Annotated in this window: 16 protein-coding genes; 8 read left to right on the forward strand and 8 right to left on the reverse strand. The window is 66.0% G+C overall.

Annotated elements, in window-relative coordinates; genetic code table 11:
• The first annotated feature begins 3 nt into the window (after window positions 1-3).
• The 3 genes from glmS to WIX41_RS11775 all read left to right on the forward strand — a co-directional run bounded on the left by glmS (window position 4) and on the right by WIX41_RS11775 (window position 4,451).
• Window positions 4-1,845 carry a glutamine--fructose-6-phosphate transaminase (isomerizing) gene (gene glmS / locus WIX41_RS11765; protein WP_339447743.1) on the forward strand — a complete coding sequence of 614 codons (1,842 nt, stop codon included), beginning with the start codon at window positions 4-6 and terminating at the stop codon, window positions 1,843-1,845.
• A 103-nt stretch (window positions 1,846-1,948) separates the two neighbouring features.
• A complete protein-coding gene (locus tag WIX41_RS11770) occupies window positions 1,949-3,769 on the forward strand; it encodes a M3 family metallopeptidase (protein ID WP_339447744.1) in 1,821 nt (606 codons plus the stop codon).
• Window positions 3,770-4,019: 250 nt separating this feature from the next.
• Window positions 4,020-4,451 (forward strand): CBS domain-containing protein, encoded by a 432-nt coding sequence (locus WIX41_RS11775; protein WP_339447745.1) that lies wholly within the window; start codon window positions 4,020-4,022, stop codon window positions 4,449-4,451.
• Window positions 4,452-4,554: 103 nt separating this feature from the next.
• Here WIX41_RS11775 and WIX41_RS11780 read toward each other — a convergent pair whose 3' ends face one another.
• The 4 genes from WIX41_RS11780 to gloA form a co-directional block, all read right to left on the reverse strand.
• Window positions 4,555-5,073, reverse strand: a complete 519-nt coding sequence (locus WIX41_RS11780; protein ID WP_339447746.1) for a hypothetical protein — start codon at window positions 5,071-5,073, stop codon at window positions 4,555-4,557.
• Window positions 5,074-5,176: 103 nt separating this feature from the next.
• Complete coding sequence (locus WIX41_RS11785) at window positions 5,177-5,410, reverse strand: DUF2188 domain-containing protein (protein ID WP_339447748.1); 234 nt, start codon at window positions 5,408-5,410, stop codon at window positions 5,177-5,179.
• Window positions 5,411-5,562: 152 nt separating this feature from the next.
• Window positions 5,563-5,991, reverse strand: a complete 429-nt coding sequence (locus WIX41_RS11790; protein WP_339447750.1) for a VOC family protein — start codon at window positions 5,989-5,991, stop codon at window positions 5,563-5,565.
• Between the two features lie 91 nt (window positions 5,992-6,082).
• Window positions 6,083-6,610: a lactoylglutathione lyase gene (gene gloA / locus WIX41_RS11795; RefSeq protein ID WP_339447752.1), complete on the reverse strand. Its 528-nt coding sequence runs from the start codon at window positions 6,608-6,610 to the stop codon at window positions 6,083-6,085.
• Between the two features lie 104 nt (window positions 6,611-6,714).
• On the opposite strand from gloA, the gene WIX41_RS11800 reads away from it, so the two are divergent.
• Together WIX41_RS11800 and WIX41_RS11805 are read left to right on the forward strand one after the other, a co-directional pair.
• A complete protein-coding gene (locus tag WIX41_RS11800) occupies window positions 6,715-7,827 on the forward strand; it encodes a PLP-dependent cysteine synthase family protein (RefSeq protein ID WP_339447753.1) in 1,113 nt (370 codons plus the stop codon).
• A 118-nt stretch (window positions 7,828-7,945) separates the two neighbouring features.
• Window positions 7,946-9,976, forward strand: coding sequence for a M3 family metallopeptidase (locus tag WIX41_RS11805; protein ID WP_339447755.1), 2,031 nt, complete (start codon window positions 7,946-7,948; stop codon window positions 9,974-9,976).
• Window positions 9,977-10,066: 90 nt separating this feature from the next.
• Here WIX41_RS11805 and WIX41_RS11810 read toward each other — a convergent pair whose 3' ends face one another.
• From WIX41_RS11810 to WIX41_RS11820, 3 genes are all read right to left on the reverse strand, one after another.
• On the reverse strand, window positions 10,067-10,882 hold the full coding sequence (locus tag WIX41_RS11810) for an SDR family oxidoreductase (RefSeq protein ID WP_339447757.1): 816 nt from the start codon (window positions 10,880-10,882) through the stop codon (window positions 10,067-10,069).
• Complete coding sequence (locus WIX41_RS11815; RefSeq protein WP_339447759.1) at window positions 10,873-11,466, reverse strand: DUF1415 domain-containing protein; 594 nt, start codon at window positions 11,464-11,466, stop codon at window positions 10,873-10,875. The genes WIX41_RS11810 and WIX41_RS11815 overlap by 10 nt, the downstream gene beginning before the upstream one ends.
• A 418-nt stretch (window positions 11,467-11,884) precedes the next feature.
• Complete coding sequence (locus WIX41_RS11820; protein ID WP_339447761.1) at window positions 11,885-12,367, reverse strand: YajQ family cyclic di-GMP-binding protein; 483 nt, start codon at window positions 12,365-12,367, stop codon at window positions 11,885-11,887.
• Between the two features lie 78 nt (window positions 12,368-12,445).
• On the opposite strand from WIX41_RS11820, the gene WIX41_RS11825 reads away from it, so the two are divergent.
• The 3 genes from WIX41_RS11825 (at window position 12,446) to WIX41_RS11835 (ending at window position 15,168) form a co-directional block, all read left to right on the forward strand.
• Window positions 12,446-13,342, forward strand: coding sequence for a DMT family transporter (locus WIX41_RS11825; protein ID WP_339447762.1), 897 nt, complete (start codon window positions 12,446-12,448; stop codon window positions 13,340-13,342).
• 132 nt (window positions 13,343-13,474) lie between these two features.
• Window positions 13,475-14,482: a methionine ABC transporter ATP-binding protein gene (locus WIX41_RS11830; RefSeq protein ID WP_409187491.1), complete on the forward strand. Its 1,008-nt coding sequence runs from the start codon at window positions 13,475-13,477 to the stop codon at window positions 14,480-14,482.
• Window positions 14,479-15,168, forward strand: coding sequence for a methionine ABC transporter permease (locus WIX41_RS11835; RefSeq protein ID WP_339447766.1), 690 nt, complete (start codon window positions 14,479-14,481; stop codon window positions 15,166-15,168). The genes WIX41_RS11830 and WIX41_RS11835 overlap by 4 nt, the downstream gene beginning before the upstream one ends.
• A 234-nt stretch (window positions 15,169-15,402) precedes the next feature.
• Here the strand turns inward: WIX41_RS11835 and WIX41_RS11840 are convergent, their stop codons facing one another.
• Window positions 15,403-16,005: a lipocalin family protein gene (locus WIX41_RS11840; RefSeq protein WP_339447768.1), complete on the reverse strand. Its 603-nt coding sequence runs from the start codon at window positions 16,003-16,005 to the stop codon at window positions 15,403-15,405.
• Between the last annotated feature and the right edge of the window lie 95 nt (window positions 16,006-16,100).

Genomic DNA, 16,100 nt, shown 5'->3' on the forward strand with positions numbered 1-16,100 from the left:
TCTATGTGCGGGATTGTGGGAGCGATCGCAGATCGCGATGTGGTACCGGTACTGATCGAAGGACTGAAGCGCCTGGAATACCGGGGCTACGACTCCTCCGGCATCGCGGTGCTGGACCAGACCCAGGCGCAGGCCGACGTGCGCCGCGTGCGCCGCACCGGGCGCGTGGCCGAGATGGAGAAGGCTGCCATTGCCGAGGGCTTCGACGCCACGCTCGGCATCGGCCACACCCGTTGGGCCACCCACGGCGGCGTGACCGAAGCCAACGCCCACCCGCACATCAGCCACGGCGTGGCGCTGGTGCACAACGGCATCATCGAAAACCACGAAGAGCAGCGTGAGCGCCTGCGCGGGCTGGGCTACGTGTTCGAGTCGCAGACCGACACCGAAGTCATCGCGCACCTGATGCACCACAACCTCAAGAACGGCGACAGCCTGCTCTCGGCGCTGCAGCGCACGGTCAAGGAGCTCACCGGTGCCTACGCGCTGGCGGTGATGAGCCGGGCCGAGCCGGATCACTTCGTGTGCGCCCGGATGGGCTGCCCGCTGCTGGTCGGCCTGGGCCAGGGCGAAAACTTCGTCGCCTCCGACGTCTCGGCGGTGATCTCGGCCACCCGCGACGTGATCTTCCTGGAAGAGGGCGACACCGCCGACATCCGCCGCGATGGCGTGCAGGTGTTCGATGAGCACAACCAGCCGGTGGACCGGGGCGTGCACCAGTCGGATGTATCGCTGGCCTCGCTGGAACTGGGCCCGTACCGCCACTTCATGCAGAAGGAAATCCACGAACAGCCGCGCGCGCTGGGAGACACCATCGAAGCGGCGATCGACGCCGGTGGTTTCCCGGCCGAGCTGTTCGGCAAGAACGCCGAAAGCGTGCTGGCCGGCATCGAAGGCGTGCAGATCCTGGCGTGCGGTACCAGCTACTACTCCGGCCTGACCGCGCGTTACTGGATCGAAGCCATTGCCGGGCTGCCGTGCAGCGTGGAAATCGCCAGCGAGTACCGTTACCGCGCCGCGTATGCCAACCCGAAGCACCTGATCGTCACCATCTCCCAGTCCGGTGAAACCCTGGACACGATGGAGGCGCTGAAGTACGCCAAATCGCTGGGTCACCTGCACACGCTGTCGATCTGCAACGTGCCCGAAAGCGCGATTCCGCGCGCCAGCGAGCTGGTCTGCTACACCCGTGCCGGCGCCGAAATCGGCGTGGCCTCGACCAAGGCCTTCACCACCCAGCTGGCCGCGCTGTTCCAGTTGACCGTGGTGCTGGGCAAGCTGCACGGCCGCATCGACGCGGCGCAGGAAGCGGACTATCTGGAGCAGCTGCGCTTCCTGCCGGGCAGCGTGCAGCACGCGCTGAACATGGAACCGCAGATCGCCGCCTGGGCCGAGCGCTTCGCACGCAAGAACAGCGCGTTGTTCCTGGGCCGTGGCCTGCATTACCCGATCGCGCTGGAAGGCGCGCTCAAGCTGAAGGAAATCACCTACATCCACGCCGAAGCCTACCCGGCCGGCGAGCTCAAGCACGGCCCGCTGGCGCTGGTGGATGAAGACATGCCGGTGGTGGTGATCGCGCCCAACGACAGCCTGCTGGAGAAGGTCAAATCCAACATGCAGGAAGTGCGCGCACGCGGCGGCGAGCTGTTCGTGTTCGCCGACCAGGACAGCAACTTCGTCGAATCCGAAGGCGTGCACGTGATCCGCACCCCGCGCCACGCCGGCGTGCTCAGCCCGGTGGTGCACACCATTCCGGTGCAGCTGCTGGCCTATCACACCGCGCTGGCGCGCGGCACGGATGTGGACAAGCCGCGCAATTTGGCCAAGAGCGTGACGGTGGAGTAACAGCAAGGCCGGTCAATGGCCGGCCTTTTTTTTGAACGTTGCACCGGCCATTGACACTGCCGGAGCCGGGGCAGATTCTGGGTCTTTCAGCAAGGACGCAGAAATGAATCCACTCGTTCGACGCGCGCTGCTGTGCGTGCCGCTCTCAGCTCCCTTCCTGTCCTGTGCCGCCGAGCCGCTCTCGCTGCGCGCGGACGACACGGTCTACTTCGCCAGCAGCAGCGCTGAACAGCAGGCGCGCATGGCGCTGGGCAACGCCATCCGGTCAGTACAGGCCGACACTCATGCCGCGCCGGCCAGTCGTTTCAGCCAGGCCGAAATGCTCTATGGCCGCTGCCTGCGTCATCGCGCGTACCTGGAGCTGCACGTGTCCCGCGATCGCGACGATACGGCCGCCCGGTCCGGCATGGACCAGGTCAGCGATGTCTGTGGTGATGTCGCCGCCCTGGCTCGCACGATTGTCCGCCAGGCACCTTCCGACGAGGCATGGGCGCAGCCTTACCGTTATTTCGTCCAACGAGGGCAGGGACGCGCACCGCATGCGCCTGCAGAAGGAGCCGGAAACGCCGTGGACCTGCTGGCGGATCCCGCCCTGTCCAGCTACCGGCGGTTGTATCGGGACGTTCGCGACACGACCCGCTACGAGCAGATTCCCTGGCAGGGGCGCATGCTGGATGCAGACAAGCAGGCCTCCGTCCTGGCCCTCGTGCCCGACCGCGCGGTGCGTGCGCGTGCGTGGCGCGCACGGTGGGAAGGGCGCGCGCGCCAGCGCGAAGCATTGGCAGATGTTTTCCTGGGCGTCGCGCGCGTCAACGACGGCCAGGCGCGGCTGCTGGGCTATGACAGTGCGCCGCAGGCCGCCTACCTGCGGATGGGATTGGATACGCAGCAGGTGCAGGCCATGTTGGGGGCGGTAAGGGCGAAGGCAGGCCATCTCGACGCCTGGCATACGGCACAGCGTGAGCGCCTGCAGCAGAACGGCATTGCCGCTGATCCAGCGCCCTGGGACCTGGGCATGCCGGAGCCGGGCTATGTGCCGCCGGTACTTTCCCTGATGCAGGTGCAGGGAGCCGCCGCGGGCTCCATGAAGATCGTGGGCCAGGACCATGCGGCGCTGCTGCAGGCGATCCTCGACCCCGCCGGTGGCCGCATCGATATGGACACCGATGCGGCTGGGCGTGTGGTGGACGCGTTCTCGATCAGCGCACCCGGTGTGCCCTCGGTGGTGTATGTCGGCCGGTTCCGCAACGATCTGGCGGGAGATGTGGAGTTGGTGCACGAGGCCAACCACGCCGCGCATGGCCAGTGGATGGATGCGCAGGGCGCCTCACCGCTGTACCGCAACGGCACCGGCTGGGTGAATGAGACATTTGCCATCTTCGGCGAACTCATGTTCCGTGATGAACTGCAGCGACGGGCCATCGACCCGCGCGCGAAGGCGTGGTACCAGCAGTCCCTGGTAGAGGACATGGTGCTGCAGGTGTTCACCTCCGCCCAGGAAGCGATGCTCGAACAGGCGCTGTACGACGGTGTCGCCGCCGGGAACCTGTCCGGCGCCGATGGCCTCGATGCGCTTTCCCGGCAAGTGATGGCGCCGTTCGATGCCACGTTGGAGGCCTATCCGCAACGACGTGCGTCATGGCAGGACAAGCGGCTGATGGTGGAAGATCCGCTGTATCTGGTGAACTACCTGCCGGCAGGTCTTGTGGCGGTACGTCTTTACGCCATGCAGCAGCAGGACCCGCAGGGCTTTGCCGCGCGCTATCGGCGTGTTCTCGGCCGTGGTTTCGACCGGCCGCCACTGCAGATGATGGAGGACCTGCTGGGTGAACCGGTGAACTGGAGCGCGCTGGTGGAAAAAGACATGGACGTGTTCGATCAAGCCGTTGCCTGTTTGCAGGCGTTGCAGCTGCCCAGAACGTGAGCCCCGGGGCGGGGTGGCCCTGCGGGGCTTACCGAGACACCGGAGGGCGGAAGGAATCAATCGTTAGGGCGGTCCCACGGGGCCGCCCTTTGCCGTTTCTGGCGTCGGGAAAACTTTAGTCGGGGGCGCCTGTCACATTCAGCGTCGGTTCTAGTCGAGATGCGATTCTCGGGGTGTCAGCCGTTGGCTGCGTCAATCGGTCCCACCACGCAAGGCGTGTGGCTTTAGTCAGTCTGCAACAGGAACAAGAATGAACGTTCGCGAACTTCTGCAATCCAAGAAAGATTCCGTTGTCACCATCGACGTTGAAGACACGATCGGCGCCGCCGCCCACAAGATGAGCGCGCACAAGATCGCCGCGCTGGTGGTGATGAAGGACGATGCGCCGGTCAGGATCATTTCGGAAAAGGACATCGTACGCAGCCTGGCCGACGACGGTCCGCAGGCGGGCAGGCGGGTCATTTCCAGTCTTCCCTCGGCGGGCCTCGAAGGCATTTCGCCGGAGGCGACCCTGAAGCAGGCCATGGCGCTGATGACCTACTCGCGCCACCGGCATCTGATGGTGACTGAAGGCGCCACGCTGGTCGGCATCCTCAGCTTGGGCGACATCGTCAAGAACCTGCTCAGCGAGCTGGAGCTGGAGAAGGCGGTGCTGCAGGACATTTATATGGCCGCGCACTGACGGCGGGATGGAGAGACGAAGCGGACGACCAGCCCGCTTCGTGTCGTAGCTGCTGCTTCGGCTTGGGTCTGGAATGCCGCCGGATTGTTTGCTTGAGAAATGCCTATGGATTTTCTCGGACCCACTCTTCCATACAGTCGATCAACTCCGAGATGGCCAGGTTCTCGATGTCTTTTCTTGAGAAGCCCCTTGCGGTCAAGGCATCGTAGTTCGCTGCCATGAAGTCGTTGAATGCACCCCAGATCTTTGCGGGGCCGGGTGCTTTGGGGCGGCATTGGCCGGCAAGCCAGCCTCGGACCTGATTGGCGACTTCCTCTGGCTCATTTCTATGCACGGCGATGTCGGAGCCCGACAGGTCCGAGAGAGCAGCTTGATATCGGTATCGTTCGGCCTCAAGGACAAGGCACTGCTTCTTGTTATGGACTTCATTTCCGAATGTGCGGCAACCAACGTCCAGGCCCAGCTCGAAGGGCATGTTCAGTCTGAAAATTTCGCCCTTTTTGCTGGCCGTAATGCGTGAAATATCATGAATGCCGTACTTCGACTCGCTGACGAGCTCAATGATCTTGCTGATCCTTGTCTCGCCGGAATCAGCACGCTCCAGCGCGATCCGCGGCCTCATTCCCAAATATATGACAGTAAAGAGTAGCGGCCTGAGGAGGGGTAGTAGGCTGCATCGAAGGGGCAATTTATGAAGACATTCTCCTCGAACTCCATCGATGTAACTACCGTTTGGCTTTCGGTGGGATGGGATCGTGGCCGAAGCTGCTTTTCTCTTTGATCGTTCCGTCTCTTCCGTGCACATACAGTTCGCCCTTCTCGCTCTTGGCGATGGTGCGTGCATGGGCGATGGCCTCTTTCTGAGTTACAAACAATTTCGACGCACGTTCCGCGCCGGAGCGCCGAACGGCCCAGCCACCGGAAGTGCTTGGCACAACATGCTGGCTTTTCTTGTTCATGAGAGATTTTCCAAGATTGGCGCCCCAAGAGGCCGACCGATCTATTCTGGACATGGCTGATCGCTCAAGTATGGCCGTCATGGGCCGGACTATGGGCGTGTTGGCCCTGGAGCGCAAAGGCCAATGCCGACAAAGGGCCCCGGAATTCAAGTTCAGAAGGTGACCTTCACCGAATCGACACTGTAGGTCGCTGGACCGTGATAGACGACCTCGATGTTGTTGCCATCCGGATCGATCGCGAAGGCCGCGTAGTAGCCCGGGTGGTAGGGGCGCTCGCCGGGAGCGCCGTTGTCCTTGCCACCTGCGGCCAGGGCGGCCTTGTGGAAGGCGTCGACGGTGGCGCGGTCGCGGGCCTGGAAAGCAAGGTGGTGGCGACCGGTCAGCTCGCCGGCGGCGGCTTCGCTGTCGGCAGTGGAGATGAAGAGTTCGTCGGCCCAGAAGTAGTCGTCGCCCTCGCCGGCGATGGGAATGCCGAGGGTGTCCAGCACAGCCTGGTAGAAGCGGCGGCTGGCGGGCAGGTCGCGCACGATCAGTTGCAGGTGGTCGATCAGGCGGCCGCGGTGCAGTTCCATGGTTTCCATACGGGTTCTTTGGGGTGGAAAGGAACGCAGGTATACCACCGGAGGTGCACCCCCGCCTTGGCGGGGCGTGCACATTGTTGAAGCCGGGGGCTCAACCGATCGGGGTGTTGGAGATGATCTCCACCCAATAGCCGTCCGGATCCTTGATGAAGGCCAGGTGCTTCATGCGGCCGTCTTCCAGGCGCTTCTGGTAGGGCACCTGCAGGTCGTCGAAGCGCTTGCAGGCGGCCTGGATGTCCGGCACGGAGACGCAGATGTGGCCGAAGCCGCGCGGGTCCTGGTTGCCGTCGTGGTAAACCGGACCGTCCTGGGTTTCGGTGCCGTGGTTGTGGGTCAGTTCGAGCACGCCCGGAAGGCCGGCCATCCACAACCGGCGGGCATCGTCGCCGTCCGGGATCTGCGTGCCGGCCGGCAGCAGCGCCAGGAAGTACAGGCTGAACTGCGCTTCGGGGAAGTCGCGCTGGTCGAGCAGGCGGAAGCCGAGCACGCGGGTGTAGAAGTCCAGCGAGGCGGCGGCGTCCTTGACCCGCAGCATGGTGTGGTTGAACACGAAACCGGTGGTTTCGGCCGGCGGCTGGGCGGCTACGCCCGGCTGGGACTGCAGGGAGGCAAGGCTCATGGGGGATCCTCTGGCGGGGCCGCAGGTGGCGGCAAGACCGTTCATTTTAGCGGGCCCCGGCCATTGCGACGTAGAATGCTGCATCTCCTCGCACCGTCGCCGACATGTCGCAGCGTGAATGGGTGGCCGCCGCCATCCGCAAGATCGAAGCCGATTTCAACCGTTCGGCCGATACCCACCTGATTCCGATGGACCTGCCGGGGCACCCGGGCATCGAGCTGTACTTCAAGGATGAATCCAGCCATCCCACCGGCAGCCTGAAGCACCGCCTGGCGCGTTCGCTGTTCCTGTACGCGCTGGCCAACGGCTGGCTGCGCGAAGGGCGCCCGGTGATCGAGGCCTCAAGTGGCTCCACCGCGGTGTCCGAAGCCTACTTCGCACGGCTGCTGGGCCTGCCGTTCATTGCGGTGATGCCGGCCACCACGTCGCCGGAAAAGATCGCCGCCATCGAATTCCATGGCGGCCGCTGCCACCTGGTCGAGCGCGCCTGCGACCTGAACTGCGATTCGGAAAAGCTGGCCCGCGAAACCGGCGGCCACTTCATGGACCAGTTCACCTACGCCGAGCGCGCCACCGATTGGCGCGCCAACAACAACATCGCCGAATCCATCTTCAAGCAGATGGCCGAAGAGCCGCACCCGGTGCCGGAATGGATCGTGTGCAGCCCCGGCACCGGCGGCACCGCCGCCACGCTGGGCCGTTATGTCAGTTACCGTCGGCACGACACCCGCATCCTGTGCGCGGACCCGGAAGTGTCGGTGTTCTTCGACGGCTACCGCGCCGCGTTGGCGGGCGAGCCGTGGCGCGAGCTGACCTGCAGCGGCGGCTCGCGGGTGGAAGGTATTGGCCGGCCGCGGGTCGAATCGAGCTTCATCCCGACCAGCGTGGATGCCATGGTCAAGGTACCCGACGCGCTGAGCCTGGCGGCCATGCGCCATGTCAGCCGCCAGCTGGGGCGCCGCGTCGGTGGCTCCACCGGCACCAACTTCATCGGTGTGCTGCACGCTGCCGGGCGCATGCGCGCGGCCGGCCGCAGCGGCTCGATCGTGACCATCCTGTGCGACAGCGGCGAGCGCTATGCGCACAGCTACTACAACCCGGAGTGGTATCCGCGACAGGGCATCGACGTGGACCAGGCCGACGCGGTGATCGCTGCGGCGGTGGCTGGGCAGGGCCTGCCGGAGCTGCCCAGCGCCGCGCTGGAAGCCCTGTACTGAGCACGGCGAGCCGGGTGAACGGCCACGAACCCGTGGCCGCCGGGGCTTGTGCAGCGCCGGATCCGGTGCCATATCGTGGGAAACGCCGGCGTGCCGGCCCCGCTGTCTGGAGACCCCTGTGACCCCTGCCAATCCCCTGCTCGATTTTTCCGGCCTGCCCCGTTTCGATGCGATCCAGCCCGAGCACATCGGCCCGGCCATCGACACCTTGTTGGCCGAAGCCGAAGCGGCGGTGAAAACCGCCGAAACCGTGCAGCCGGTCAGCTGGGCCAGCTTCGTCGAGCCGCTGGACGATGCCACCGAGCGCCTGTGGCGCGCGTGGGGCCAGGTGGGCCATCTGCAGGCGGTGGTCAACACCCCCGCGCTGCGCGAGGCCTACAACAGCAACCTGCCCAAGGTAACCCGCTTTGGCAGCGCGCTTGGCCAGAACCTGGCGTTGTTCGAGCAGTACCGCGCGCTGGCGGCCACGCCCGAAGCGACGCAGTACGATCCGGCGCGGCGCAAGGTGCTGGACAACGCGCTGCGCGATTTCCGCCTGGGCGGTGCCGAGCTGGATGAGGCAGGCAAGGCCCGTTACAGCGCGATCCGCGAAGAACTGTCGGCACTGTCGGCCACCTTCTCGCAGAACGTGCTCGATGCCACCGATGCGTGGTCGCTGCACGTGGAAGAGCGCAGTGAACTGGCCGGCCTGCCTGACGACGTGGTCGCAGCTGCGCGCGCCGCCGCGGACAAGGCCGGTCTGTCAGGCTGGAAGCTGACCCTGCAGATGCCGTGCTACCTGCCGGTGCAGACCTATGCCGAGCACCGGCCGCTGCGTGAGGCGCTGTACCGCGCCAATGCGCTGCGCGCATCGGAGTTCGGCGATCCCAAGCTGGACAACAGCGCGCACATCGATCGCGTCCTGGCGCTGCGCGCCGAGCTGGCGACCCTGCTGGGCTTTGCCAACTACGCCGAGTACTCCATCGCCACCAAGATGGCCGACGACGCACCGCAGGTGCTGGGCTTCCTGCGCGATCTGGCAGCGCGTGCGAAGCCCTACGCGCAGCGTGACCGCGCCGGGTTGGATGCATTCGCGCGCGACGAACTGGGCCTCCCTGCGCTGGAAGCGTGGGACCTGGCCTTTGCCTCTGAAAAACTCAAGCAGGCGCGGTACAGCTATTCCGAGCAGGAGGTGAAGCAGTACTTCACCGAGCCGAAGGTGCTGGACGGCCTGTTCAGTGTCATCCAGGGCCTGTACGGCCTGCAGGTACAGCCCGACCAGGCGCCGGTGTGGCACCCGGACGTGCGCTTCTTCCGCCTGGTCGATGCGCAGGGCGCACTGGTCGGCCAGTTCTACCTGGACCTGTATGCGCGCGAAGGCAAGCGCGGCGGCGCGTGGATGGACGACTGCCGCAACCGCCGCGACACCGCGCAGGGCGTGCAGACGCCGCTGGTGTACCTGGTGTGCAACTTCGGCAAGGGCGCCGATGGCAAGGCGTCCACCTTCAGCCACGACGAAGTGACCACGCTGTTCCATGAAATGGGCCACGGCCTGCACCAACTGCTGACCCGCATTGGCGAGCTCGGCGTGGCCGGCATCAACGGCGTGGAATGGGATGCGGTGGAGCTGCCCAGCCAGTTCATGGAAAACTTCTGCTGGGAGTGGGACCGCGTGCAGGCGATGACCGCGCATGTGGACACCGGCGAGCCGCTGCCGCGGGCGCTGTTTGACCGCATGCTGGCCGCGCGCAACTTCCAGAGCGGCATGTTTACCGTGCGCCAGCTCGAGTTCGCGCTGTTCGACATGCAGCTGCACAGCAGCTTTGATCCGGTGCAGGACAGCGTGCTGCAGCTGCTGGAACGGGTGCGCGATGAGGTGGCGGTCAATCGTCCGCCGGAATGGAACCGCTTCCCGCATCAGTTCAGCCACATCTTCGCCGGTGGCTATGCGGCCGGCTACTACAGCTACAAGTGGGCCGAAGTGCTCAGTGCCGATGCCTATGCGGCGTTCGAGGAAGCGCCGGATCAGGTGGCCGAGACCGGCAGGCGCTTCCGCGATGAGGTGTTGTCGCGGGGCGGCAGCCGGAGTGCGGCAGAGAACTTCGAAGCGTTCCGTGGGCGCGCGCCGAACGTGGACGCGTTGTTGCGCCACAACGGCATGAATGGCTGACGGGTGAAACGACGGTAGCGCCGGCCGTTGGCCGGCCCTCGGGATGGCGTGGGCCGGCCAACGGCCGGCGCTACCGGTGATGCGTAACCGCTATTCGGCGTAGATCATCGTGCGGCTCATGCCGCCATCGACGATGTGGTCCTGCCCGGTGATGAAGCCGGACAGGTCCGAGAGCAGGAACACCGCCAGCGCGCCGATGTCTTCGGGCTGGCCGACCCGGCCCACCGCATGCTGGGCGTGGTCGCGGCGCGACAGCTTCGGCGTGCGTCGCCGGGCCGGCGCCTGCCATGCATCGGTGGTGATCCAGCCGGGGCTGATGCTGTTGACCCGCACCTGCGGCCCGCTGCTGATCGCCAGCGCGTGGGTGAACGCCACCAGCCCGCCCTTCGCGGCGGCATAGGCTTCGCTGTCCGGCTCGGACTGCCAGGCGCGGGTGGAGGCGATGTTGATGACCGAACCACCGGCCTTGTCTGCCGCCTGCGCGCGCAGCGCCGGCAGTGCGTGCTTGCTGCACAGAAACGCCCCATGCAGGCTGGACAGGCGGCGCTGCCATTCCGCCAGCGTCATCTCCGCCAGCGGGGTGCCGTGCGCGCTGGCGATGCCGGCGTTGTTGACCAGCCCATCAATGCGACCGAAGCGCTTCAGCGTGGCCTTGACCAGCGCCTGCACGCTGCGCTCGCTGGCCACGTCCGCGCGCTGGAACGCGGCACGCTCGGGCAGCGCCCATTCCTTCAGGCAGGCGCGGCCCGCGTCGGCGTCCAGGTCGGCAATCATCACGCGGCCGCCCGCGCCCAGTACGGCCTGCGCGATACCGCGCCCCACGCCCTGCGCCCCACCGGTGACGATCACCACGCGGTCGCGCAGCGGTTGCGCGGGCCAGGCGGCGATGGCCGGGGTCAGTGGCACCGGGGGGTGTCCTTGCGGCCGAGCAGGCGGGTCCAGCCTTCCACGCCCAGCCTGTCCAGGGTGTCGATGTTGCGCTCGACGATCACGTCCGGGTCCGGGAAGGCGGCCACGGCGCGTTCCACGCTGTCTTCGCGCAGCAGGTGCAGGGTCGGGTAGGGCGCGCGGTTGGTGTAGTTGCTCACATCATCCGGCGCCACCCCGGCGAACTGGTACTGCGGGTGGAAGCTGGCCACCTGCAGGATGCCCTGCAGGTCCAGCGCCTCGATCGCGGCATCGGCGTTGTCCAGGAAGTCGTTGTAGTCCAGGAAGTCGGTGAGCACGTCCGGGTGCACGATCAACGTGGTGTCGATCTGCTCGGCCGGGGTGTCGCGCAGCAGCACCAGTTCTTCGGCCAGCTCTTCCACCAGCGCTTCGACGGTGGTGGCGTCGCTGAGTACGAAGCGGACCTGGTCTTTTACGTAGACGGCTTTGGCGAAGGGGCACAGGTTCAGGCCGATGACGATCTGTTCCAGCCAGCGCTTGGTTTCCGCGATGGGATCGCTGCCGTCAGGGGCGGTGTCGGCAAGCAGGGGCGAGTCATTCATGGCGGGCGATATCGCGGGCTGGGCAGCGCATTGTACGGGGGGGCTGGCGGGGGCGGGCGTGTAGGTCGGCGTGCGGGGTGTGCCGAGGGGGCGACCGACGGGTAGCGCCGACTGTTAGTCGGCTGCTCTCCGTTCAGGCGTCATGAACCCCTGACACACGTCTTCGGCAACGTTAAACGCCGGTCAGCTGGCTATGTCGAACCGTTATTCGGCTCCGGACCCTTGCGCCGCGCTTGCGCGCGGTCGCCGACTAACAGTATGCCCGCCGTCCTGGCGGTCACCCTTCGGGCCATCGCTGCGCGATGTTGAGAACGGCTCCTGCCGTTCTCTTCGGCGCTACGAATTTTTACGGGATTGCCATCATCCGGATACGTCCAGACGAGCACCCAGATGTTCGTTGGGTGCCCATCGCGGTGAATCAATCGCGGAAATTGTCGAATTGGAGGGGCACCTCGAACGATTCCTTCTTCAGTAGTGCCATTACGTCCTGCAGGTCGTCGCGCTTCTTGCCGGTGACCCGCAGCTTGTCGCCATTGATCTGGCTGTCCACCTTGAGCTTGGCTTCCTTGATCTTCGCGGCGATCTTCTTGGCTACCTTCTGCTCGATACCCTGCTTGACCGTGACCTTCTGGCGCGCGCCGGCCAGGTTGGTGTCGACGTCGCCAAACTCCAGGCACGCGGCATCGATCTTCCGCGCGGTCAGGCGCGTGCGCAGGATGTCGGTCATCTGCTGGAGCTGGAATTCGCTGGGGGCGGACTGGCTGATCACGCTGTCTTCCAGCACGAATTTGGCGTCCACGCCCTTGAAATCGAAGCGGGTGGACAGCTCCCGGTTGGCCTGGTCGACCGCGTTGGTCAATTCGTGGATGTCAACTTCGGAAACGACGTCAAACGAGGGCATGAGGATTCTCCTGCAGGTGAAGCACCCATTCTAGCCAACCACGCATGGACGTCCCGACAAGGACGGCGATAATGGGTCATGAACACCCAACGCTCCCCCTCCCGTGCCGTGGCCTGGATGCTGATGGCGGTGGCCTGCTTCTCGCTGATGGATGCGGGCATGAAGCAGCTCTCCTCCAGCTACCCGACCCTGCAGGTCACCTTCCTGCGCGGCGCGGCGTCGCTGCCGTTCGTGCTGGTCTGGGTGCTGGCCACTGCCGGCCCGCGTTCACTGATCCCGGTACGCTGGGGCCTGCACCTGCTGCGCGGCCTGCTGGGCATGGCCATGATCGGCTGCTTCGTGTTCGCCCTGCGCAGCCTGCCGCTGTCCACGGCCTACACCATCTATTTTGTCGCCCCGCTGCTGATCGCCGCGCTGTCGGTGCCGCTGCTCGGTGAACATGTCGGGCCGCGCCGCTGGATCGCCATCGGCATCGGCCTGGTCGGGGTGCTGGTGGTGCTGCGCCCCGGTGTGGACGGCTTCATCTCCGTGCCCGGGCTGATGGTGCTGCTGGCGGCCACGGCCTACGCCGTGGCGGCGATCACGGTCAGCATGTTGACCCGCACCGATACCCCGCAATCCATGGTGGTCTGGTTCCTGGTGATCCTGGCGCTGGGCGCCGGCCTGCTGGCCATTCCGGACTGGCAGCCGCTGCAGTTGGGCCACGCCGCGTTGATTGCCGGCATGGGCCTGGCCGGGGCGGGCGGCCAGGTCGCCCTGACCCGCGCGTTCCAGCTCGGCGAGGCCTCGCTGATCGCGCCGCTGGAGTACACCGGGCTGGTCTGGGTGATCGGCTGGGACCTGCTGTTCTGGGGCGTGCTGCCCGACCGGTTCACCTGGCTGGGCGCGGCGATCATCGTGGCGTCGGGGCTGTACCTGCTCCACCGTGAGCGGGTCCGCCAGGTCCGCGCGCCGCAGCCGCTGGACCACCCCTGAGCCCCGCCGGACGGGCGATGACGTTTACTTATAATCAAACGGAATATGATTCGGATCTGCTGCGCGGGCCAGGGCCGTCCCGCGCTGGTAGGCTGCACGCCCCCTCCCGTCGATGCCCCGGTTGACCGCGAAGTGATCGAGTTCCAGCGCCTGCACAAATCCTATGCCGTCGGCGGCCGCGCGATCGCCGCGCTGCAGCCGTTGGACCTGACCATCGAGGCCGGCGAAGTGTTCGGCATCATCGGCCATTCCGGCGCGGGCAAATCGACCCTGATCCGGCTGATCAACCGGCTCGAGGAGCCCACGGGCGGCCGCCTGCTGATCAACGGCGAGGACGTCACTGCGCTGGACAGCGACGGGCTGCGCGCGCTGCGCCGGAAGATCGGCATGATCTTCCAGCACTTCAACCTGCTGTCCTCACGCACGGTAGCGGCCAATGTCGCTTTCCCGCTGGAACTGGCCGGCACCCCGCGCGCGGACATCGACGCGCGGGTCAGCGAACTCCTGCACACCGTGGGCCTGGAAGCGCACGCCAACAAGTACCCGGCGCAGCTGTCCGGCGGCCAGAAGCAGCGCGTGGGCATCGCCCGCGCCCTGGCCACCCGCCCGCAGATCCTGCTGTGCGACGAGGCGACCAGCGCGCTCGATCCGCAGACCACCGCCTCGGTGCTCAAACTGCTGGGCCGGATCAACCGCGAGCTGGGCCTGACCATCGTGCTGATCACCCACGAGATGGATGTGATCCGTCGCGTCTGCGACCGCGTGGCGGTGCTCGATGCCGGTCACCTCGTGGAAACCGGCCCGGTCACCGAGGTGTTCCTGCACCCGCAGCACCCGACCACGCGCCGCTTCGTCAACGAATCCGAGCAGGTCGACGAAGGCGAGCTGCACAAGGATTTCGACGCTGTGGCCGGGCGCATCGTGCGCCTCACCTTCCTCGGCACCGATACCTATGAGCCGGTGCTGGGCCGCATCGCCCGGGAGACCGGCGTGGACTACAACATCCTGTCCGGGCGCATCGACCGCATCAAGGACACCCCGTATGGCCAGCTGACGGTATCGCTGGTGGGCGGCGACGTGCAGGCCGCGCAGGCCGGCTTCGTTGCCGCCGGCGTTCACCTGGAGGAGCTGCGCCGATGATCCTGGCCACTGCCGGCGGGTTCTTCCGCCATCTCGACGCGGCCAAATGGGCCGATATCGGCCAGGCCACCCTCGACACCCTGTTGATGCTGGCCGGCTCGCTGCCGCTCACCCTGGCCATCGGCCTGCCGCTGGGCGTGCTGCTGTTCCTGACCGGCTCGCCGCAGCTGCACCGCAGGCCGGTGCTGTATGGCGGGCTGGCGTTGCTGGTCAACCTGCTGCGCTCGGTGCCTTTCATCATCCTGATGATCGTGCTGATTCCGATCACGCTGTGGATGATGGGCACCTCGCTCGGCGTGCGCGGTGCGATCGTGCCGCTGGTGATCGGTGCGGCGCCGTTCTACGCGCGCCTGGTGGAAACCGCGCTGCGCGAAGTGGACCGCGGCGTGATCGAGGCCAGCCAGGCGATGGGCGCCACCACCTGGCAGCTGGTCAGCCGGGTGCTGCTGCCCGAAGCGCGGCCGGGCCTGATTGCCGGCGCCACCGTCACCGTGATCGCGCTGATCGGCTTCACCGCGATGGGCGGTGCGATCGGCTCGGGCGGGCTGGGCGACCTGGCCTTCCGCGATGGCTACCAGCGTTCGCACACCGACGTGGCCCTGGTCACCGTGGTGCTGCTGCTGGTGCTGGTCCAGTTGCTGCAGATGCTGGGCGACTGGCTGGTGGGGCGGTATTCGCGGAAGTAATCCCTGAAGCGCGGCTTCGGTCGGTCCAAACGCCGGTCGGATGATTACATGCGGATTTGAAATGACGTTGGATGTTTGTGCCGCGCTGCGCGCGGTGTCCGGCCAACGGCCGGGGCTACGAATTGTTACGTAACGTCCGCAGACCGGGATCAACCAACCGGAGGCCAATGGCCGTTATCAGTCATTGCGACCGGCATCAATCAACCCGGTAGCGCCGGCCGTTGGCCGGCCTGATCACCTTACGTTCGGAACCTCGTACCCCAGCCGGTCCACCTGCTCGGGGTGCTGCGGTACGCGCTTGAGCTTGTCGGTGTTGACCCCGTACTCGTCGCGCAGGCGGGTGGCCAGTTCCTTGTACAGCTCTTTGTCCATGTCCGGCTTGCGCGCGAAGATCCAGGCCATTTCGCGGCCCGGGTAGCCCAGCATCGCCCACGAATAGTCCGGCGCCACTTCCAGCACGCGGGTGTGGGTAGGCACCACCTTGTAGAACCAGGTGCGCCAGTTGTGGTTGCCGCTCTTCTCGTCCACCGAGGCGCGCACGGTCAGTTCCTGCTGCGGCTCGGAGAAGCCATCCCGGAAACGATAGGTGATGGACACCTTCTGGTCGCCGCGCAGCGTGTATTGATTGACGCTGGCCACGTGGCCGCGTTCGACCGGGTTCGGCACGCGGCCGATGACATACCAGGTACCCATGAACCGCTGCAGGTCGATCGGAGCGTTGGTCGCGGTACTGGCCGCCGGCGGCGGGGCCGGCTTGCTGTCGCCAAATGAGCAGGCGGCCAACAACGACAGCGACGACAGCAGCAGGGCAACGCGAAGCGGGCGGTTCGAAGACATGCGGCGGAAGGCTCCAGTGGCTTGCAGGGGCATGGTGGGTGGGACGACGACGAACGTCAATGGTGCAAGCGTGGAAGGTCGCAGCCTGTGAGATG

This window comes from Stenotrophomonas sp. AB1(2024), assembly GCF_037482345.1.
Taxonomy (GTDB): Bacteria; Pseudomonadota; Gammaproteobacteria; order Xanthomonadales; family Xanthomonadaceae; genus Stenotrophomonas.

What these genes read in the sequence shown, in the direction of transcription:
- glmS (WP_339447743.1), top strand. Translation starts at nt 4, where the DNA reads ATGTGCGGGATTGTGGGAGCGATCGCAGATCGCGATGTGGTACCGGTA.
- WIX41_RS11770 (WP_339447744.1), top strand. Translation starts at nt 1,949, where the DNA reads ATGAATCCACTCGTTCGACGCGCGCTGCTGTGCGTGCCGCTCTCAGCT.
- WIX41_RS11775 (WP_339447745.1), top strand. Translation starts at nt 4,020, where the DNA reads ATGAACGTTCGCGAACTTCTGCAATCCAAGAAAGATTCCGTTGTCACC.
- WIX41_RS11780 (WP_339447746.1), bottom strand. Translation starts at nt 5,073, where the DNA reads ATGAGGCCGCGGATCGCGCTGGAGCGTGCTGATTCCGGCGAGACAAGG.
- WIX41_RS11785 (WP_339447748.1), bottom strand. Translation starts at nt 5,410, where the DNA reads ATGAACAAGAAAAGCCAGCATGTTGTGCCAAGCACTTCCGGTGGCTGG.
- WIX41_RS11790 (WP_339447750.1), bottom strand. Translation starts at nt 5,991, where the DNA reads ATGGAAACCATGGAACTGCACCGCGGCCGCCTGATCGACCACCTGCAA.
- gloA (WP_339447752.1), bottom strand. Translation starts at nt 6,610, where the DNA reads ATGAGCCTTGCCTCCCTGCAGTCCCAGCCGGGCGTAGCCGCCCAGCCG.
- WIX41_RS11800 (WP_339447753.1), top strand. Translation starts at nt 6,715, where the DNA reads ATGTCGCAGCGTGAATGGGTGGCCGCCGCCATCCGCAAGATCGAAGCC.
- WIX41_RS11815 (WP_339447759.1), bottom strand. Translation starts at nt 11,466, where the DNA reads ATGAATGACTCGCCCCTGCTTGCCGACACCGCCCCTGACGGCAGCGAT.
- WIX41_RS11820 (WP_339447761.1), bottom strand. Translation starts at nt 12,367, where the DNA reads ATGCCCTCGTTTGACGTCGTTTCCGAAGTTGACATCCACGAATTGACC.
- WIX41_RS11825 (WP_339447762.1), top strand. Translation starts at nt 12,446, where the DNA reads ATGAACACCCAACGCTCCCCCTCCCGTGCCGTGGCCTGGATGCTGATG.
- WIX41_RS11835 (WP_339447766.1), top strand. Translation starts at nt 14,479, where the DNA reads ATGATCCTGGCCACTGCCGGCGGGTTCTTCCGCCATCTCGACGCGGCC.
- WIX41_RS11840 (WP_339447768.1), bottom strand. Translation starts at nt 16,005, where the DNA reads ATGTCTTCGAACCGCCCGCTTCGCGTTGCCCTGCTGCTGTCGTCGCTG.